The sequence below is a fragment of the Saccharospirillum salsuginis genome (genome assembly GCF_014651855.1).
GTDB classification, from domain to species: domain Bacteria; phylum Pseudomonadota; class Gammaproteobacteria; order Pseudomonadales; family Natronospirillaceae; genus Saccharospirillum; species Saccharospirillum salsuginis.
This window is the reverse complement of sequence record NZ_BMXR01000007.1, coordinates 196,822-217,123: the sequence shown is the minus strand read 5'-3', so window position 1 is coordinate 217,123 and position 20,302 is coordinate 196,822. Positions and strand designations below refer to the sequence as shown.

Sequence of the window (20,302 nt, the reverse complement as noted above, 5' to 3'; positions counted from 1 at the left end):
CGGTTTTTAAAATCAGTCCAAAACTTCATCTAATTTTAGTTGGATTCTTTTATGGGCTTCTTCAGGAAAAAGCTGTTTACAGCAATTATATTGCCTACGAGAAGAATCACTTAAAAAGGAGATATCTTTTATTTTATCGTAATTTTCCAGACGACTAAAACAACCCTGTTCCACTAAATCATGTGTCAATCTACCGTCCTCTCCATTAAAATGAAAAGGATAAGAAACGGCTTCTTTTAACTCTTCATAAGGGCTAATATCGAAAACGGGAACTCTTCGAGAGGTTAAAAACAGACCAGCTGTTGAAAAAAAACTCAGACAGGCACTAAATTTATCGCTTAAATTCATCAGACTGTCTGTATACTCCTCAACGTTTGAGAACCTTTCTTGAATTTTTCGCCACACTTTTAGATTTTTATCCCTAGGGTGGTGTTTCACCATCACATTAAAACTGTTACCACTACACCAGGACAAAATGTCACTGTAAACACTCAAGGAATCTTCAAGAGTAAAACCATATTCCGGAGAACAAATACGAGTTAATATTAGAATTCGACTGGATTCGGGATCAAACATGCTCTCCTTTTTAAAGTTATCCGATAACACAGGAGCACCTGAAACAAAAAGCTGGTTGGAATACTTTTCTGCTGCATAATCTGAAATTTCTGTATTCTCTAGCCATAAGTCAACTTTGGTGGATTTAATCGGTTCTCTAGTATGCCCCGGTATCACGCGCTGTATGCCAACCGCATGTGGGAAGATCACAAACTTAGCATTCGAACTATTCTTCGCTAGGATTCTTAATGCGAAGCTATCCTTTAGATTATAATCTCTAAATATCACATCAAAACGATAGCTATTTGGAATGAATTTAGCTACAAACACACGCAAAAAATCCATACCATTTCTAGACCATTCAAACAAATGATAGTTAATTCCTTTTATTTTATTCAGAGCCCTGTTAACAAAATCGTCTATTTTACTCAACTTTGGAAAATGGTTCTCTTTTGAATTGAGAAGAGTGATATTATCACGAGTAAGAGAATACTCAGAATATATCCTTTTCTTAGCTTCCAAGTCACTGCCTACATTATTAAAGTAAATAAAAAACTTATACTTGGATGCTTCATCAGATAGTAAAAAAGGAGTAATCCAATCCAACTCTCCCAGAGAATCATTTATATAAATTAAAATACGCTTCATAATTTCAGGGTACCATTATGTCCTTAACTAACTCAACTTGAGATATAGAGTTGGTTTTGCAGTAATCTTCCCAACCTGAAAACTCACTCCAACCACTTATGAAGATAAAATCAACACCGAATTCTCTGGCCACTTGATGATCATACCGGCTGTCTCCCAGAAAGAGAGATTTTATATTCTCTTTTCTATTACACAATTCCCTGGATAAAATCTCATGCTTTGAGTCCGGACTTCCGTATATTCCCCCATCAAATAAGTCAATCAATCCTCTTTTTTTAAAAACATCATTTAACTCGTTTTGATCTCCACCCGACACAATCATCCATTCAGCGCCAGGCGACAGCTCTCTAAGTTGCTCTAAATATGGCGTAACTTCACAAGACAACAACCCTTCTTTTACATAGCTGGCATAATTCCTCAATAACTGCTCATATTCCAAGCCATGATCACAACCGTCAAGCTCTAATATTTGATCCATGAACACACGAAACTTTTTATATCTAGATATTCCGCCATTATTAACATGATATTCTACCAACCTTTCAGCTGCTGAGACCCCATATGGCAGAGCAGTGCGATAAAATGCATCCGTTTTCACTGAATTTGAATTTAAAACGACACCATCGCAATCAAAAAAAATGACATCATATTCAGTAAACTTCATTTCTTAATTTCCCTTAAGGTATTGTTCGACTACAGCTACATCCTCAGGGACGTCCACGGCATGAGAACCTGGGCTGGCTTCTATCATATAGACCTTGCGTTTAAGCTCAATAAACCTAAGAATTTCAATGTCTTCAGACATCTCCAGTACACTTTTTCTTCCAAACGCAAGGTAATCGTCCAACTCATTCTTATTGAATGCGTAAATACATACTTGCTTTTTATATTCTTCGGGTTTTAACTTTACATCCTTATACGCAGGTAAAGGTGATCTCGACATGTACACCATATACCCACTTTCGGAAGTTATTACTTTTGGAATATTTACGCTATTAGGATCTTCACGGTCTGAAACATAAGAGAAGCAATTTATAACTGAGTTGGGTTTTTCGGCCTTTTCTTCTATTACTCTTTTGATATCCGAAGGGTCAAGCAATGGTTCATCACCTTGAACATTGACGTATATATCCGCATCAATGTGTTTTGCTGCTTCAGCAACTCTGTCCGTACCTGTTAGCGCTTCACCTGAAGTCATAATAGCGCTAAAGCCTGCTCCTTCAACAACCTCTACTATGTCCTGATTTTCTGTGGCCACATAAACATTGCCTTTGCCAACCGCTTCTGCTGACACCTCAGAAACCCATAAAATCATTTCTTTCCCGAGCAATTTAACCAATGGTTTCCCCGGAAATCGTGAAGACTTATATCTGGCAGGAATGATGACTACTGCTTTCATTGCTCTCTCCTCAGAATGAATAAATTGATCTCATCGGTATGGTAAACCGCGTGGGTGTTATGGACTCCATAGGAATAGTGCTTTCAGACTCATAGAATTTACTCAGCATAGACTGAATTTCCTCATACCTTGGATCTTCAGCGCTAAACCCGTCAAACCCGGCAAGATACAACTTACTAGCCTGACCTGACACACAAACAGATAACACATAACCCATTACCAATGAGTTCGGAGCAATGCAATAGGTATCAAAAAATTCAAACCCATCAGAGCTTACTGATATTCCAAAGTCAAACACCTCTTTGTTGATAAGAGAGTCTTTAACATCATCCGGTAACATTGAATAAGGTGTGATAAGAGGTTGTTTAAACCTTAAGTGAGATTCACAATCGGCCAACAATCTAACCGGATGACATGCAGCCCGAAGGTCGACCTTTTCTGATTGAATTACGGACTGAGTATTCAATGCGATTACAACCGGTTTGTGTTTATCAATAAAAGACTCAATCGCTTTCTTATGTTTACTAACTGATGGGCCTGCCCCTAGAATCAATACATCCTTTCCCTTCAACGATGTTTTTGGAGACCAGTTACCACATACTTCACCGTTATAAAAACTTCTTGCAACATCTAATGTAGCGGACTTAAATTTTTCACCCCCTACTTGACGTAAATGTTCAATGACAGCTAGTATGTCTTCTTCCCTATACCTCGCGTCCTGTATCATTTCCTGAATGTATGTCGGATGAATACTGTACTTTCCTGCCAAAAAATAAAAAAAGTTACTTCCCCAACCATATTGTTTCCTTAAAGGCTCGAACACAGTATTTACAATGTTCGTTAAAGGAATCAGTCTAATCGGCCTTTCTTCCAGACTAGAGAGCTCTAACAATACCTCTTCTAATTTAGCATTGCCCGGGCCCCTACCCATACCTGTTACTGTAGCATCTATCCAGCGAGCCCCGTACTCCATCGCCGCGAGCGTGTTGTCCAATGCCTGGCCCATATTATTGTGGGCATGAATGCCAATGTCACCTTTCCATCCCTTCTTCAAAGAGGAGATGACATTGGCTACATCTTTGCTTTTCATACTTCCCAGACTATCAGCGAAGTAGAGTACATCCACATCGAAATCGGAAGCTTTAGCAGCTAATTCATACAACTCCTGGTCTGTCCTCTCCGAGACTTGCATTAGATTAAAGCCGACTTTAAAGCCTCTCTCTTTTAACCACGGGACGGCTTCTAACGCAGCCGTAAACTCATGAGCATGACACGCAATACGAACCAGGTTTACGCGAGATTCCCCCGGACTTCTAGGAAACAATATAGGCAAAACCTGATCGATTGAATCACGGACTAACAGTTCAGAAGCGTTGACCATTACTCCTATCATTAGGTTGTCAGGTATGTTTAATATATCTATAAATTCGTCGGTCGAGTAGGCACATGCTCCTTTAAATCCTGATTTCGATAGAGAACGGAATCCTATCTCAATCACATCCACACCAGCTTCACTAACACACTGAATATACTTGTTGATCAAATCAAAGTCGAAATCCCAATTATTATAATAACCACCATCTCTAAGCGTGCAATCTAGCACAGTCATATTACCTGATTTAATACTATTCATAATTCGGCCTCCTGAAAATTGCGATCGACCCGGGAAAGGGTAATAAAAAGAAGTAACTTCGATACCGTAAGAGCCAGTATACTAGCTAGCACTGACAACGAAACTCGATAAATCCCAATGAAATCAGACATTGCCAGCATTACCGAAAAAAAGATGACAATCGATATTACATGTGACAACAATATCATTCGGTCGTGTTGAGCAGCATATAGATATGTGTGAGGATAATTTGAAAATATCAACAACACTCCAGAACCAAGACAAATATAAAATATGGGATAATATTCTTTATACTCTAACTTACCAATCCAACCAAGCAGGTGAGGCATAAACACTAGCAGTAAAACAATGACGCTTATAGAAAAAGCAATCATTAAAAAACCAAATACTTTCATATTGGCTTTATAGGCACTCATGTTTTTTTGGCTATAGCTCCGAACTATTTTCGGAGACGAAAAAACAGTGACGGCCGCATGAAAAAAAGTAGATACTCCCAGTATGATGCTGAAGAAAAATGCATAGATACCAACGGCATACTCACCTGACAAACTTTGCAGCCAAAATCGATCCAAGGTCGTCAAAGCCTTTAAGATAAGGCTGCCTGACAAATAGGTAAAACCTACTTTATAACCTTTCATGATCCACGAGTAATTCGGCTTGTTAAATTTAATATCCGGAACGTGCTTGGCTACAAAATAAATACCAACTAAAAGTGACAACAAACACCCGGAGATCCAAAACATTAAAATGTATTCCAGCTCGCGAGACTCAGGCATTAGCCACAAAATGCATATAGCCGGTAGAACCCATACGCCAACACGCAAAAAGAGAATCAAACTAGCTTTTAGCTGCAACTGCATTGCATTTAGAAGTCGGTTTAATTCAGTGGAGAAATGCTCCAACACCAAGATGGCTAAAAAAAACAGTAGATACCTACTGTCAATGAACCCCACTATAAATGGCACGGTCGCGACAGGTAATAGAATCAAGTAAAGCGGCCCATAGCTGTACGCCTGGTTCTTCAGTATTTCAGGCCACAACTCTTTTGAGGAAGACATCAATTCCCGGTTTGAATAGGTGTAGTAATCCCCTCCGACAACCAACACGAAAAACATTACTCCAGCTGAGATTAAACTATACCGGCCCAACTCCTCTGTACTGAAGTACTTGGCAATGAACAGTACAATTATAAATTTCAAGATCATTGCGGCTGCACGCAATAGCACATTGACACTACGAATCAATGAATTTCTACTGAATGACATATTGTTAACTGCCATGGTACTCGAATAAAATCTCATTCAACGTACCTTGGAAGAACTGGAGAGTTCTCTGGTACATTCTCAGCCACTTTTCTTCCCACAACGCTATCAAGCATTTTGGGAGACATTCCAAACCCAGGCCGTACACTCCTGATTGAATCTCTGGTAATTGTTTCGCCTTTTTTCAAGCTTTTCACAAAGTACAGCGATCGTCTGAATTGCGCGTTACCAACTTCACTTGATTTACGCCCGTATTCTACCTGCCCCAGTGAACTCCATGCTGTTTTCGTATCCTGACATAACGCTTTCAAATCATGTGGTTCAAGAGAAAAACTATCATCAGGACCACCACCATTACGGTCCAATGTGAAGTGTTTTTCTATAAGGTCTGCACCGAGTACTACGCTTGCTATGGCTGTAGTATTATCCAGGGTATGATCGGACAATCCCGTTACCAGACCAAAGCGCTGTTTCATATCGGAAATAGTTCTTAGATTGTAATCTTCCGCAGGAGCGGGGTAACCACTGACGCAGTGAAGAATTGCCAACTCCTTACAACCTCCTTCTCGCGCAGCTGTTATTGCTTCTTCTATTTCTTCAGCATCAGCCATGCCTGTTGATATGATCATTGGCTTACCGGTCGATGCAACGTACTTAATAAGTGGCAGATCGACCGCTTCAAATGAAGCAATTTTATACGCTGGCGCGTTCAAGTCTTCAAGCAAGTCGACAGCTGTATTATCAAAAGGCGAGCTAAACATGGTAATATCCAACTCACGAGCTCGATCAAATAAAGGCTTATGCCACTCCCATGGCATGTGAGCTTGTTCATATAATTCATACAGTGTCTTTCCGTCCCATAGCCCTCCGTGTATTTGGAAATCATCTGAGTCTGATTTTAAAGTAATAGTGTCTGCTGTATATGTTTGAAGCTTGACTGCGTCCGCACCTGCTTTCTTTGCTTCTTCCACTATTTTAAGGGCAGTTTCCAACCTACCATTATGATTAGCTGACAATTCCGCGATGATATAAGGAGGTTGACTAGCAGATATTTCGCGGCCTGCAATTTTAATGTTTGGTATATTACTCATGGGGCGTCCCCTTAAATCGTTGCCATTCATGCCTTAACAAGCCCATACACTCGATATCCTGGTACTCCACTCCATCGAAATGATGTTGCCTCAAAGTACCTTCGTGCACAAAGCCCAGTTTTTTATGAAATCGAATTGACTTGCTATTAAAAGTCAATATTTCTCCACATACTTTGTGTAGCTCCAGATCGCAAAAGGCAAACTCCAAGACGCATTTGCCCAGATACGTGCCCGTTCCTTTTTCTGTACCGGGCGCAACATAGAACCCCCAATCGGCAACCAACCCGTGCTGCTTCTGTACAGCCAAGTTAGCAAAACCCATTGGTACTAAGTCGGTCTCGAATATTAATAAATGCCGATTTGCGTCCTGCTTGGTTGAAGAAAACCACTTTCTATGGTTTTCCAAAGTAATTTCGTCTTGAAAGTACATATATCGACGAACATCAGGATGATTCCGCCAACTGAGTACTTCTTCAAGGTCACGCTCTTCCATGGGCCGAACCCTATAGTGCTTGCTATCCACTCAGAGCCCCCTCATACTTTCAATAATGCGAGATACTCCCAAGCCATCAACTAGATTAGCAGCTCTTTTTCCCATTTGAAGTCGCTTCGGTTCATCATGCAACATACCAGATATTTGAACAGCCATGGATTCCGTGTCTTCCAAGTCCAGCTTTTCAGCGGCACCAGCCTCGGTCAATTGTTTTGATACCAGTTCTTGATTGTTAGCTAACACAGCAATCAGCGAAGGAAGACCAAGGCAACAACGCTCCCAAGCCGTGGAACCCGCCGCTCCAATCGCAATTGTGCTTTTGGCCATAATGTGAGCCATATCAGGAGTATCAACAATAACTTCCGAATGCACTGCCAAATCAGCCACTTGTTCACGCACCTCTGACAGCCAGGGTGCCAATGACCCCATTATAACCTTCACTATGGTTCGACGAGGCCACTCTATCGACGACAACGCTTTGAGTACCTGCCCCGTAGCGTTACTCTGATCAACACCACCCATGCTAACAAGTACCTGAAAGGTACCAGGTGGATTAGGCGATCTCCGGCTGTGATCTCTTAGCACAACAAACTCCGGCCTCAACAAAGCATACTCTGAGCCAGTCAGGATCCTACAGTGCTCGGGAGTCAAAGTTTGATAATCTGTCTGTTTTCGTCCGTATGTTTGGTCAACCAGTATGTCGCATTGATGTTGTCGGTCGGCGAGATCATCTATTACCAGGGTCTTGTTGCCCAACCCATTCAGCGCACGCTCCCATTCCGCACTCAATGCATAGTGATCCACAATGATCCAGTCCGGAGGGTCTGAATTCAGCAATGCCCTACATTGATTAGCATCGTCTGACTCGGGTCCGCCAAGCCAGTGAGCGTGTTCGTGTCCATCTTGAGAGCTACTGTCTGAATCCGGTAGGGTCTTGAGGTTGCTCGCCGACAAGGTATGGACACCAAAGCCCTGCTCCCTGATACGTTGAATTTGATTTCCCGGATATGCACGGCAAATAAAAGTGCACGTTGCTCCTTCATCGCGCAGAGCACGTGCCAGTGTAATGCAGCGCATTACATGCCCAGTACCAATCCAGTCTGCTGCATCTGTTCGAAATACAACCTTCATGACACACCAGAGGAAGGCTCTGCTTCCAGCAATGCCTTAAACAACCATTCCGCTCTCTCCCAATCTTCCAGGGTGTCAATATCCTGGGAACGATGGCGGGGTATGGACACTCCGACTGAGCCAACATCAAAAATACGTCGACCTTCCAACCACGATTCGGTTGTTCCCCAATAAAATTGACCGGCATCATGCCATGCTTCTTCCAAGTCCTGAGATCGAGTTTCGAATAGGTCCGGGTTGAACATTTGTACCCGGCCTTCATCTGTTTGGCGGAGTGCTCGCTGAATCGGGAAAGGATAACTGGTTATTGAAAACGCAAAGTCACACTCCTCCTTCATCAACTTTTCCAAGCCATGAGTCAAGTCAGACGGCTGTATGAAAGGCGCGGTTGCATAGATACAGCAAGCGACATCGATGGTATTCCCCTGATCCTGCAACCACTCGATTGCATGCCGAACAACAGGAATAGTCCCGGTAAAGTCGTCTGACAGGCTTTCCGGGCGTATAAATGGAACATTGGCACCGTACTGTCGCGCTATTTCGGCTATCTCGAAGTCATCGGTGGATACCAGAATCTCATCGAAACATTGGCTAGCTCTGGCTGCTGCAATGGACCAGGCAATCATAGGTTTGCCACAAAACGGTTTTATATTCTTGCGAGGAATACGCTTGCTGCCGCCGCGGGCGGGAATGATTGCAATTCGACTTGGCTTCATGCGGTCAGCACCCGTTTCAGCACTTCAACAACTTCATCCTGTTGCTGCTCGGTCATCGTCTGAAACATCGGTAGGCTGATCGCTTCACGGTAATAAGCCATAGCATTCGGAAAATCATCCGATTCGAACCCCATTGCGGCGTAGTACGGCTGGGTATGCACCGGAATGTAGTGCAAATTAACGCCTATACCTGCTTCACGCAGAGCTTCGAATACTTCTCTGTGAGACCTGGATATCTCAGCGAGGTGCAACCGAACAATATACAAATGCAATCCGGAATAACTATCCGGATGTTGCCAAGGGCATGTTAAAGGCAGATCAGCCAGAAGCTGATCATAACGTCTAGCCAAGCTGTGGCGACGAGCGACGTAGCTGTCCAAACGCTCCAATTGACTCAACCCCAGTGCGGCTTGCAGCTCTGTCATACGGTAGTTGAATCCTAATTCCACTTGCTGGTAGTACCATGGGCCATCAGATTCATGGGTCATAAGAGCCGGATCACGTGTCACACCATGGCTGCGGAATAAATTCATACGCTGTGCGAGATGGTCATCATTGGTTACAGCAACGCCACCTTCGGCTGTGGTGATAATCTTTACCGGATGAAAACTAAATACGGTTATATCACTATACTGGCACTTGCCAATATAGTCCCCACGATAGCGACCGCCAATGGCATGAGACGCATCTTCAATAATTTTTATACCAAAGCGTTGAGCCAACTCTTGGATAGCAGCCATATCACAAGGCTGCCCACTCAAGTGTACGGCCACGATCACTTTCGGTAAGCATCCTTCCCGCTCGGCATCGATCAGCTTGATCTCCAGAGCCTTTGGGCACAAATTATAAGTAACGGGATCGATATCGACAAAATCAACGCTAGCGCCACAATACAAACCACAATTAGCCGATGCGACGAACGTAACCGGGCTCGTCCATAGGTGGTCCCCTGGGCCCAATCCCAGTGCCAGACAGGCAATGTGAAGTGCCGAGGTAGCACTATTTACCGCCACGGCATGATGTACTCCCACCTTTTCCGCCAGCGAAGCTTCAAAGGCCGGAACTTTGGGGCCCTGGGTCAAAAAGTCAGAACCAAGAACATCGATAACGGCGTCTATGTCAGCCTGAGTAATATCTTGCCTACCGTATGGAATCATACTTAGATGGCTCCGATCTTATCTCTATTCGCATCAATCCATTTTTGAAGCTCTTCATCCGTCATCCACTCGGTATTAGTATCGCTTGAATAGATGAAGCCATCGGAAACTTTCTTACCATCTTTTATTCGATTTGCATCCTTATCCCATTCGTGAATCATAGGGAGAATTTTAAAGTGCTCTTTATATTCATAAGTAAAAGGAGCATCTTCCGCACCTATCATTTGCTCATGCAGCTTTTCTCCAGGGCGAATTCCAACTACTTTCTGCTTCGCCTCCGGAGCTACAACCCGTGCCAGATCCGTCACTTTCATGGAAGGAATTTTTTTAACGTAAATCTCCCCACCTTCCATATCCTCAAACGCGTGCCATACCAATTCGACGCCTTGCTCAAGAGAAATCATGAATCGGGTCATACGATTGTCTGTAATGGGTAAAACCCCTTGCTCCTTAACGGACATAAAAAATGGGATAACTGAACCTCGAGAGCCCATGACATTGCCATATCGAACCACCGAGAACCGAGTTTTATGAGAGCCTGAATAAGAATTACCCGACACAAACATCTTATCAGATGCCAGTTTGGTTGCACCATAAAGGTTAATCGGGCTACTGGCTTTATCGGTCGACAATGCAACCACACCTTTTACACCTTTATCAATACAGGCATCTATGAGGTTCATCGCGCCCAGAACATTTGTCTTCACACATTCAAATGGATTGTATTCCGCCGTCGGTACAATTTTTGTCGCTGCGGCATGCACCACAAAGTCAACTCCATCCAACGCCCGATACAAGCGTTCACGATCCCGTACATCACCAATGAAGAAACGCAGGCGGTCATCTCCTTGATACAACTTTGCCATTTCCCATTGCTTCATTTCATCTCTGGACAGTACGATGATTTTTTTAGGATTGTATTTTTCGAGAGTCATCGGAATGAAAGTATGGCCGAATGAACCAGTTCCGCCAGTTATCAGAATTGTTGAATTGTTAAGCATATTAAATTCCACTTTTTAAAACATTATATGTCTTTCGAATTATATCAAACCAAATATAACCAAGTGCAGACTCCACTTCCTAGCCATCTCTTTGAGGGGAAGAGAAAGTAACCTGCGACCGAGTTTCTTCTACTTCTGAACGAAGCCGTTTGATTTCATCCTCAATCATTTGGTGTTCATCCAGTTTGCGTTTCAAAAACCGTACTGTGACGGCTGCCTTTTCTTCCAAGCCACGAGGTGTCAATACATACGCATAGGCCAGTTTATTAGTACTGCTCTTGAAATTCTCCGCCTTGATCCAACCTCGCTCCAGAACAGCCTTCAAACAATAATTGACTTTCCCCAGGCTGATCCCCAACTCTTTTGCCAACTCCCGCTGGCTGAGATTCGGGTTCGACTCAAGTAACTTAAGGAGCTTGTATCTTATTTCATCATTCAGCATAGCGTTTAATGTTTAAAACTCCCACAACGAGTAGCCAACGGTTTTCCATTCAGAAGAATCCGTTCAACTAGGCTGCACCTCAGATAGGGGTAGCTCCAGCTCCTGTTGTCGATTTAAAATATCCAGTAGCACCACCACTCGGTCTTCACCTTTGCCAGCTTTTACGACAGCATCCAGTTGGTTAAAACATCCGTCAACAATGCGCACTGAATCCCCAGGGTGTAATAACTCCTCGGTCTGATCGTACCGTATGGCGCGACAATATCGCATAAGACTGCGAACGATGCCCGAAGACACCGGACGCGGCCCCTCCCCGAACCCAACAAGTTTCACTACACCCCGAGTATGGCGAACATTCGAGAGAGCCTGCCCTGCCCGGACGTGCAAAAACAAATAATAAGGAAACAAACTCTCGACAACCCAGCGAGCCTTTCCGCGCCGCTTACTTTGGTTTTGAATGGTTGGGTGAAAACACTGAAACCCCTGATTCCTCAAATGCTGTTCAGCTTTAAACCCCTCGCGAGGCTTGCATTGGACCAGATACCACCCTTGAGCCGCACCCGGGCATTTCGACAGCTCGCGCTGCCTCTCACATGGACAGTCTTCCCGGAGAGTCATATGTAGTGGGCCCCAACCGGACATTCATAGCGTTCAACAATTGAACATAGAGTACCGGTTAGACCTGGAGACTGCAACGACCGAACCGTTTTGGAAACGTAGGTCGTTGCCAGAGACATCCGGATCACTCATGCTAGAGCCATAGCAAACAACGACCCAAGCCACCCTCATGATCGACAGCCCTGCTTCAGACCATCTCCATCCGGATTATGAGGTGGTGGTCTGTACTCATAACGGAGTTCCGTACCTGGCAGCCCAACTGGACAGCATACTGGCCCAACGGCCCAAACCGAGCCGGGTCATTATCAGCGATGACGGCTCGACGGATGAAACACACCGACTGCTCGCCTCATATCAGGCGAAGCACCCTGACCTCATCCGAGTAATCGCCGGGCCTGGTGAAGGCATCATCAAGAATGTTCTGTTTGCATTAACCCACACATGCGCGCCCTACGTGTTCCTCGCCGATCAGGACGACATTTGGCTTGAGCACAAAGCGCGTTTGTTCAGTGAGCAGATGATTGTGACTTCGGACCCCCACCTGATCTTCTCGGACGCCTGGGTATGGTTCCCGGAAACCCATGAACGACAGTCGTTCTGGAAACTGGACGGCCTGGTACCCGAACACGCCTACGACCCTCGCAAACTGGCGTTCCACAACTGCATCCAGGGGGCTTCCGTGTGCATCAACCAGGCGTTGATCGCCCGAATCAAACCCCACCCCGACATCGCCATGCACGACTGGTGGATGGGGCTCATCGCCGCCGGCGAAGGCCGGGTCTCCATCATTCGCACGCCGACTCTGCTCTACCGTCAGCACTCCGCCAACCAGGTGGGCATCCAGCAAGGCCGGCGCTCCGGCCCCTGGCTGGCCCGTTTGCGTGATAAGTCCGAAGCGGCACGAACAGTGCTTTTGCAAGCCAAGGCCTATGCCGACTGTTACGCCGAGGCAACAAATGAGGAACAAAAGGCCTTCTTTACGGCCCTGAGTAAAGCATTACCCTCCAACCTATTGAAACGTCTGTACTTTCTGCTTAAATGGCACCCTGTACGTAAGGATACGCGTCGAACGCTGACGTTGTGGCTGAGTATCGCATTACTCCGCTGCAGGTCGGGCAAGCAACCCACACCTTGAACCAGGCAATTTTGTGGCCCTATACGTATCCATCGTATCGCATGAACATACCGATGACATTCTGGATGGCTTGCAACCGCACCGACTAAGGGCGGCGGGCATCCAGGTAGTCATCAAGGACAACCGGCCGGATACGCGGCTAAAGGCTTATTGTGCGCACCACAACATCCAATACCTGACGAACGGCGATGACCAGGGCTTCGGGCACAACCATAATGACAATTACACCTATTGTCGTTCCCAACTGGGCCTGAAACCGGACGACTGGTTCATCGTGCTTAACCCGGATGTCCGCGTAGCACCTGAAACCTTGCTGGACATGGTCGCCACCATGCGCTCCCGTCAAATTCGACTGGCCGCTCCCAATTTGTTTAAGGATACGGACCACCGCATCTACGAAGGGTCTATCCGGGTGTTCCCCTACCCCTGGGACTTCATCACTTCTTTTCTGCTCAAGTCCCGCCGGACAACGGTTGACCGGAAAGCCATAACCGAACCGACATCGGTGGATTGGGCATCCGGCGCGTTCCTGGCCTTTCGGGCCGACCTGTTCGAGCGTCTGGGCGGCTTCGATGAACGTTACTTCCTGTATTGCGAAGACATCGACATCTGCTGGCGCGCCCTGCATCTGGAAGGCGAAGCGACCTACTACCTGCCGGACATCAAGGCGACCCACGACGGCCGCCGGGACAGCCGCAAGGCGGCCAATCTCTACCTTCTGTGGCATGTAACCAGCGCGGTCCGTTTCAGTTGGGTCCGGATGCGTACCTGGTTGCAGGGTAGCAAGGCGCTGGTTCGCGCCCCATTCTGACCGACGCCGGCCTTAATCGGCCAGCGTATCCATCATCGCTTCCAATTGATGCCGCCAATGAACCGGCGCCACACCAATGGCTTCCCAGGTCGACGCCTTATCCAACACGCTGTACGCCGGCCGTTTGGCGGGCGTGGGGAATGCCTCGGTTCGAATCGGCTTTACGGGAATGGCCTGGTGCAACCGGTCGCGCTTCAACGCGGCATCCTGAATGGCCACTGCGAAGTCGTACCAGGACGCCACGCCGGCATCGGACCAGTGGTATACTCCGCCCGGTACGGCACGGCTTACCCCTTGCCACAGCACCTCCGCCAAGCCTCGGGCCCAGGTGGGCGTACCTACCTGGTCCACGATAACCCCCAGCTCCGGCTTTTCCCGCATCAGGCGCAGCATAGTCTTCACGAAATTTTGGCCGTGCGCCGAATACACCCAGGCTGTACGCACGATGACAGCGCTCGACAATTCTTTTAGAACCGCTCGCTCACCGGCCAACTTGGAAGCACCATAGACGCTCTGCGGGTTGACGTCCGAACCCGGCTCATAGGGACGGCTGGTGTTCCCATCGAAAACAAAATCCGTGGAGACATGCATCAACCGGGCACCGCACCGCGCACTCGCCCGAGCCAGATTCGCCGCACCGGTTTCATTGACGGCGTAAGCCTGCTCAACCTCGGTCTCCGCCTTATCCACCGCGGTATAGGCCGCCGCATTGATGACCCAATCCGGCCGTACCTCGGACAACACACGCTCACACGCCATGTCATCCGTAATATCCAACACAGCCCGAGGTGCCTTCACCAACTCAACGGACGCGGGAACGGTTTGCTCAAGCTCCCAAGCCAACTGCCCGGAACCCGTTACCAATACTTTCACAAGAAAACCTCCTATAGGGTCTTAGTCCCTAGGGTTTTAGCCCCCTCTCCCTCAGGGCGGTCCGACGCTTCGGGAGGGTTAGGGAGAGGGACAATCTTCTTACTTCTCACCAACCCCAAGCCGCCCCAACCGATACTCCCCGCTCAACACCCGCTCCCACCAGGTGCGATTATCCAAATACCATTGAACCGTTTTCCGCAACCCGGATTCAAACGTCTCCTGCGGTTCCCAGCCCAGCTCCCGCTTGATCTTCGAGGCATCGATGGCGTAGCGCGTATCATGGCCTGGCCGATCTTTCACAAACGTAATCAGATCTTCGTAGCGGTTCACACCCGCCGGCTTTTCGGGCGCCAACTCTTCCAGCAACTCACAGATGTTACGGACCACATCGATGTTCTTGATTTCATTGTGCCCACCGATATTGTAGGTCGACCCCGGCTTGGCTTCGGTCGCGACTTGGATCAAGGCGCGCGCATGGTCTTCCACATAGAGCCAGTCACGAATTTGCGAGCCGTCTCCATACACCGGCAAGGGTTTACCCGCCAGTGCGTTCAGTATCATATGCGGGATCAACTTTTCCGGGAAATGATAGGGGCCGTAATTGTTGGAACAGTTGGTGATGATGACCGGGAGGCCGTAGGTTCGCCCCCAGGCACGCACTAAGTGATCCGATGCGGCCTTGGTGGCCGAATAGGGAGAACTGGGCGCATAGGGGGTTTCTTCAGTGAACAGCTCATCGGTTCCTTCCAGATCGCCATAAACCTCGTCTGTAGATATATGATGAAAGCGGAATCTCTCTCTGTCGTCAACTGATATGCTATTGTAGAATTCCACCGCAACTTGCAATATGTTGAAGGTCCCTACAACATTAGTTTCTAGAAATTGCTTTGGGCCATCAATCGACCTATCTACATGGGATTCAGCAGCCAAATGCATCACTATGTTAGGCTTTATTGAAAACAGACACTGTCTCACTTCATCAACATTCAATAAATCTGAATGAAAGAACGCTACATCTCCAATCTTCTGGGCTTCTCCAATAGAATCGAGATTTCCCGCGTAAGTCAATGCATCAAAGACACTAACCTTACAATCAGCATTTTTGCTCAGTTCACGCACCACAGCCGAGCCAATAAACCCAGCCCCCCCTGTAATCATAACTCTCATACCTTAGATTACTCCTGACGTATTAGATTATGTTCACGACTTTTTTTCAGCAACATATCAATATGGGCATCCAACTTTTGAATATATTTCCCATTCGGTCGTCTCTCAAGCGCTTTTTTTACTAGCTTTGATGCACCTTCAACATCACCCATATCTAGTGAATACTTCCCAACATCCCTTAACATATCCGGGATTTTTGCTTCATCTTTCAATAACTTCTCAACCAACAACTCCCACTCGGAATAATCTACAGAAGAACTGTCTAAATTAAATGCTTCGCACAAAGAATTCACCTTATAGTCAGACCGTTTTCCCATTGAGGCTTTAGCTAAAAAAGACCTTAACTGGGCATACTCCTCAGGAAACTTACTCTTCGCACTAAATGCAACGAATGGAAATGAATACATATAATGCATTGGCCCACCGTGACTTGAAACTACTGCCTCAACTACAAATTCGGGCTCCCAGAGAAAATTACTTCCGACATTCTGATAAACCCTTTCATATATAGCCTTAAAAACATCATTCACCTTTTGTAATTGCTCAGCGTTCAAGAGAGCATACAAATTCATTCTTGGCTCTTCGTAATTATCTGAAAACCACTGAAGCGATCGATCAAGAGCACCATTCAACTTCATTTCTTTTTGAGACAACAGAAAATTGAATCTACGTTTTAGCTCTAAGGATGACGCATTGTAGCTACTATTTACATGTGCAGGATTAAACTCAAATCCCCCCGCTACACCAATCATGCTCATAAAGAACTTTTCAATCGATTGATCTGGAAATTGCTGTCTCTCATATGGTACCAACAAAAAGTCTGATTTAAATTCTTTAGACCATAATAAAATATTATCGCCGTTAACTGAAGGATTTTCAGCTACAGAAGAAGGGGCAAGAATATACTCCTCAAAAGGTTTTGAATAAAAGTGCCTTTTCACCAACTGATTATAGAATGAAGGCACTGCATCTTTTACATTTCTATAAAAGCAAATTACTTTTACTCGATAATCTTTAAGTGCATTCTTAAAGAACTCCGGAAATCCATAATATGACTCGCCGCTTAACACAAGAGTTGCATTTTTACTTTGCGCTACTGCCAAGTGTTTCGCAATTTTACCCTCAGCCTCTTTATATTTACCTTGGAATAAACAAACTCCAATATCTGAGTGCCCCCCTGAAACTCTATTAACATCCACTCCATGTTCTGGGTAGTAATATCCACTCTTCAATAAGGCTTCTACATTCTCCAATAAAAAAACTTGAAGTGCCGAAGATCCAGTTTTAGGTGCTCCAACATGAAGCACCACATCAACTTCTTTTTGAGTAATAGTAGTTTCGCTTTTCATTTTAACACCCTTCCCGGCCTTCATTTATACCGTGCTTTCTAAAGTGTTCAACAGGGTTAACACTATGCTTCACCAGATCTGGATACCTGAACAAATAGGTTCGCGGTTCAAAGTAATGCCCATCAACCAAATAGTGCCGTTCATTTAAACCGAAGTGGCTCAATAAATATTTTACTTTCTCGTCCAATTCTGAGTACTTACCACTGTATTGTATGCGATGTCTTGTATCGGAAAAAAACCGAGCAGCAATTGATGTATCATTTAGAATAATATCCTGAGTCTTTCCTGATAGAACATCAGAGTATCCCTCTACCTTTCCGAAATCCATTTTATTATCAGTCACATTTCCATACTTCGGCTTACTCGCCCTTTTGATCAGTTTCATTTTCAAACCTAAAAAGATGCTTAGGTAAGTTAGAAACTCTTCTTCCCTAGTAACAAACTCTTCAAACGGAATAAACAACACGTCGGGGTTATCAAAATGGTTAACACAGCCGTTAAAGTACGAAATATATCTATTTGATAGAGCTTTTATGTTGTCCATGATATATTCATTGACACCTTCAACTCCTACAGCTCTCTTCGCCCAAGAAAAAAAGATTGCCCGCGGATCTCTATATATGATAATTGCTTTGGAAAAAATTGGAGATGCTCTGTATAAGCTTAACCCAAGCTTCTTCATGTATGCGGGTGTTTTATCGAAGAACCCTTGAGATTCATTGACATCGCCAAAGGCAGATGAAAAAACTTTAGAATAGAACCCTTTAAAATCTTCCTCACATGCAGAGCCAAGGGATTCTTCACTTAAATCCCAGCCTGATAACATCATCTGATAATAAGGATTATAGTCCTTGAATTTTAAAGGTGATTCACACAAAAGCACCCCGCATTCGAAACCAGAATTAAAACCATTATTTCTAAACAATTCAGATAGAAGAGTGGTCCCCCCTCTTTCATAACCCCCGATCATAAAACTAGGACTATAATCAATTCTCATATACAACCCTGTCATATCAAACCATGAAAAAAGGCAATGCGCTGCCAGCCAAATAAAAACTCACCACCATAAGGTTTTGAAAACAAAATTTTCTCTAGCTCAATATAGCAATCTTCCTTCATGTTCTTAGAATACAAGTGCACATCACTTTCATTGAGCATCCCTCTATATAACGCGTCCAACTTAATTATTGGAAGCCCCATATAGTGAAATAGCATTGCATTCTGGTGTATCTGACTTCCTTTAATAGAAACCGATATCAGATTTGATATCAAATCTCTTTTATACTCCTGAAACAAACCATTAGAAAGCTTGAGGTATTCAAACAAACTTTCAACATCATTCAACGTTCTCAGTTCAACCATCTTGCTTGATTGATATATATCTGCTGATATCTCAAGAGTGGATGTTTTCCCACCCAATTTAGCATCAATATCAGCCATTATATAAGAGGACAACCATGCATTTGTAAATGCATTAAGATTAAATCTTGGCCATTGAACCCGATCACTTCTTCTTACGAGTGCAATTACAGCCTCAAGGTTATTATCTTCCTGAAGTACTTGTCTTAACACTCTTGAATTATATATAACGTCAACTTTACTTGGGCTAGACGCCGAGCTAAGCAAACACTTAGACAAAGCAAGCTCGCCGCGTTTTATAACCTTGGGTCGTATATCCGAATTTTTGTATTGTCTCCAATATTTCTTAAATTTATTGGAATTAATAATACCACCATCAACAGAGACACAAAAGGATCCGATATGATATTGAATCTCGGAATTCTCCGTAGCCCCCAGCACTTCATAGTCGGCATTGCAAAGATCGGTCAGAAAATCATCAACCTTGGCAGAATCGTAATAAACACTGTCATTCAGAATTATCAGTCGGTTTGTATCCCCATTTATGACAGCGTTTTTATACAAGTACTCAACACCACACTTGTAAGAACCAAAATCTCTTCCGTAATTAAACCTTTGTATATAAACATCAAATAACTTCGACAGCTCCTCCTTGTTTGTCAATTTCAAAGTATTGACACCGATAATCCAAAACCCTTTACTTCTCGCTGATTCAATCAGCCTTTTAACATCAGGCCTAACCTCACCTTTTTCAAACAAGGCGATCAGCAAAACCTTTTCGGGCTTTTTAGTATCGGAATAAATAATTACATTGTCACTTTTAAATAGCGACCTTATCCAGTTTAAATAGGACTTCACACCCAGATAGATTTTGATGCCTGGAAGCTTTAGCCTCGATCGTATTTTATTCAACATTCAATAGCAACCTCATCGCCAAAGTTGATTCCCTCTTGGTCTTTCTTTGACAACGACACTTGGTCTATTTTATTTATTGGCCAATCGATATTTAGAGTAACATCGTTCCAGAGAATACTTACTTCGCTTTCTGGATGATAATAATCCGTACACTTATACAAGAACTCTGCATCTTGAGAAACTACCAAAAAACCATGGGCAAAACCTTCCGGCACCCACAATTGCCGTTTATTTTCAGAGCTTAAAAACTCACCAACCCACTGCCCGAAAGTTTTTGAATTTTTCCGAATATCAACAGCGACATCATATACTTCACCTGATGTGACACGAACTAATTTTCCCTGTGTTTGCTTTTTCTGAACATGCAGACCTCGAAGAATACCATTCTTGGATTTTGAATGATTATCCTGAACAAACTCCACATCAGCGACATTTTCACGGAACCATGAAGCTCTAAAACTTTCCATGAAAAAGCCTCTGTCGTCGCCAAACACTTTTGGCTCCAGAATTTTCACATCTGGTATTTTTGTATCAATAATCCTCATTT

Annotated in this window: 21 protein-coding genes; 2 read left to right on the top strand and 19 right to left on the bottom strand. The window is 44.6% G+C overall.

Features of this window, described 5'->3' with window-relative positions; genetic code table 11:
• Positions 1–12: 12 nt before the first annotated feature.
• The 13 genes from IE111_RS15020 to rfaH form a co-directional block, all read right to left on the bottom strand.
• Positions 13–1,203: a polysialyltransferase family glycosyltransferase gene (locus IE111_RS15020; RefSeq protein WP_189610180.1), complete on the bottom strand. Its 1,191-nt coding sequence runs from the start codon at positions 1,201–1,203 to the stop codon at positions 13–15.
• A 4-nt stretch (positions 1,204–1,207) separates the two neighbouring features.
• On the bottom strand, positions 1,208–1,867 hold the full coding sequence (locus tag IE111_RS15015) for an HAD family hydrolase (protein ID WP_189610178.1): 660 nt from the start codon (positions 1,865–1,867) through the stop codon (positions 1,208–1,210).
• Positions 1,868–1,870: 3 nt separating this feature from the next.
• On the bottom strand, positions 1,871–2,602 hold the full coding sequence (locus tag IE111_RS15010; RefSeq protein ID WP_189610176.1) for a 3-deoxy-manno-octulosonate cytidylyltransferase: 732 nt from the start codon (positions 2,600–2,602) through the stop codon (positions 1,871–1,873).
• Between the two features lie 10 nt (positions 2,603–2,612).
• Positions 2,613–4,235, bottom strand: a complete 1,623-nt coding sequence (locus IE111_RS15005) for an aldolase catalytic domain-containing protein (RefSeq protein WP_229805376.1) — start codon at positions 4,233–4,235, stop codon at positions 2,613–2,615.
• Positions 4,232–5,479, bottom strand: a complete 1,248-nt coding sequence (locus IE111_RS15000) for a lipopolysaccharide biosynthesis protein (protein WP_189610174.1) — start codon at positions 5,477–5,479, stop codon at positions 4,232–4,234. Before IE111_RS15000 ends, IE111_RS15005 begins: the two co-directional genes overlap by 4 nt.
• 53 nt (positions 5,480–5,532) lie before the next feature.
• Positions 5,533–6,588 (bottom strand): pseudaminic acid synthase, encoded by a 1,056-nt coding sequence (gene pseI / locus IE111_RS14995; protein WP_189610173.1) that lies wholly within the window; start codon positions 6,586–6,588, stop codon positions 5,533–5,535.
• Positions 6,581–7,081: a UDP-4-amino-4,6-dideoxy-N-acetyl-beta-L-altrosamine N-acetyltransferase gene (gene pseH, locus IE111_RS14990; protein ID WP_189610172.1), complete on the bottom strand. Its 501-nt coding sequence runs from the start codon at positions 7,079–7,081 to the stop codon at positions 6,581–6,583. Before pseH ends, pseI begins: the two co-directional genes overlap by 8 nt.
• A 30-nt stretch (positions 7,082–7,111) precedes the next feature.
• Positions 7,112–8,212, bottom strand: coding sequence for a UDP-2,4-diacetamido-2,4,6-trideoxy-beta-L-altropyranose hydrolase (pseG, locus tag IE111_RS14985; RefSeq protein ID WP_189610171.1), 1,101 nt, complete (start codon positions 8,210–8,212; stop codon positions 7,112–7,114).
• On the bottom strand, positions 8,209–8,928 hold the full coding sequence (gene pseF, locus IE111_RS14980; RefSeq protein ID WP_189610170.1) for a pseudaminic acid cytidylyltransferase: 720 nt from the start codon (positions 8,926–8,928) through the stop codon (positions 8,209–8,211). The genes pseG and pseF overlap by 4 nt, the downstream gene beginning before the upstream one ends.
• Positions 8,925–10,085 (bottom strand): UDP-4-amino-4,6-dideoxy-N-acetyl-beta-L-altrosamine transaminase, encoded by a 1,161-nt coding sequence (pseC, locus tag IE111_RS14975; RefSeq protein ID WP_189610169.1) that lies wholly within the window; start codon positions 10,083–10,085, stop codon positions 8,925–8,927. Before pseC ends, pseF begins: the two co-directional genes overlap by 4 nt.
• 2 nt (positions 10,086–10,087) lie before the next feature.
• Positions 10,088–11,086, bottom strand: a complete 999-nt coding sequence (gene pseB / locus IE111_RS14970; RefSeq protein WP_189610168.1) for a UDP-N-acetylglucosamine 4,6-dehydratase (inverting) — start codon at positions 11,084–11,086, stop codon at positions 10,088–10,090.
• 79 nt (positions 11,087–11,165) lie between these two features.
• Positions 11,166–11,528 carry a MarR family EPS-associated transcriptional regulator gene (locus tag IE111_RS14965; protein WP_189610167.1) on the bottom strand — a complete coding sequence of 121 codons (363 nt, stop codon included), beginning with the start codon at positions 11,526–11,528 and terminating at the stop codon, positions 11,166–11,168.
• A gap of 63 nt (positions 11,529–11,591) precedes the next feature.
• Positions 11,592–12,146 (bottom strand): transcription/translation regulatory transformer protein RfaH, encoded by a 555-nt coding sequence (gene rfaH, locus IE111_RS24810; RefSeq protein WP_189610165.1) that lies wholly within the window; start codon positions 12,144–12,146, stop codon positions 11,592–11,594.
• Between the two features lie 169 nt (positions 12,147–12,315).
• Here rfaH and IE111_RS14955 point away from each other — a divergent pair, with 169 nt between their 5' ends.
• Both IE111_RS14955 and IE111_RS14950 read left to right on the top strand, forming a co-directional pair.
• Positions 12,316–13,281: a glycosyltransferase family 2 protein gene (locus IE111_RS14955; protein WP_189610163.1), complete on the top strand. Its 966-nt coding sequence runs from the start codon at positions 12,316–12,318 to the stop codon at positions 13,279–13,281.
• A gap of 13 nt (positions 13,282–13,294) precedes the next feature.
• A complete protein-coding gene (locus tag IE111_RS14950; RefSeq protein ID WP_189610161.1) occupies positions 13,295–14,092 on the top strand; it encodes a glycosyltransferase family protein in 798 nt (265 codons plus the stop codon).
• A 12-nt stretch (positions 14,093–14,104) separates the two neighbouring features.
• On the opposite strand, the gene rfbD is transcribed toward IE111_RS14950, so the two are convergent.
• The 6 genes from rfbD to rfbC form a co-directional block, all read right to left on the bottom strand.
• The gene (gene rfbD, locus IE111_RS14945) at positions 14,105–14,965 is read right to left on the bottom strand and encodes a dTDP-4-dehydrorhamnose reductase (protein WP_189610159.1); all 861 of its coding nucleotides are present in this window, start codon (positions 14,963–14,965) and stop codon (positions 14,105–14,107) included.
• A gap of 99 nt (positions 14,966–15,064) precedes the next feature.
• Positions 15,065–16,132 (bottom strand): dTDP-glucose 4,6-dehydratase, encoded by a 1,068-nt coding sequence (gene rfbB, locus IE111_RS14940; RefSeq protein ID WP_189610157.1) that lies wholly within the window; start codon positions 16,130–16,132, stop codon positions 15,065–15,067.
• An 8-nt stretch (positions 16,133–16,140) separates the two neighbouring features.
• A complete protein-coding gene (locus IE111_RS14935) occupies positions 16,141–17,481 on the bottom strand; it encodes a sulfotransferase family protein (protein WP_189610155.1) in 1,341 nt (446 codons plus the stop codon).
• 1 nt (position 17,482) lies between these two features.
• A complete protein-coding gene (locus IE111_RS14930) occupies positions 17,483–18,478 on the bottom strand; it encodes a sulfotransferase (RefSeq protein ID WP_189610151.1) in 996 nt (331 codons plus the stop codon).
• A gap of 11 nt (positions 18,479–18,489) precedes the next feature.
• On the bottom strand, positions 18,490–19,755 hold the full coding sequence (locus IE111_RS14925; protein ID WP_189610149.1) for a rhamnan synthesis F family protein: 1,266 nt from the start codon (positions 19,753–19,755) through the stop codon (positions 18,490–18,492).
• Positions 19,749–20,300: a dTDP-4-dehydrorhamnose 3,5-epimerase gene (gene rfbC, locus IE111_RS14920; protein WP_189610147.1), complete on the bottom strand. Its 552-nt coding sequence runs from the start codon at positions 20,298–20,300 to the stop codon at positions 19,749–19,751. Before rfbC ends, IE111_RS14925 begins: the two co-directional genes overlap by 7 nt.
• Positions 20,301–20,302: the final 2 nt, after the last annotated feature.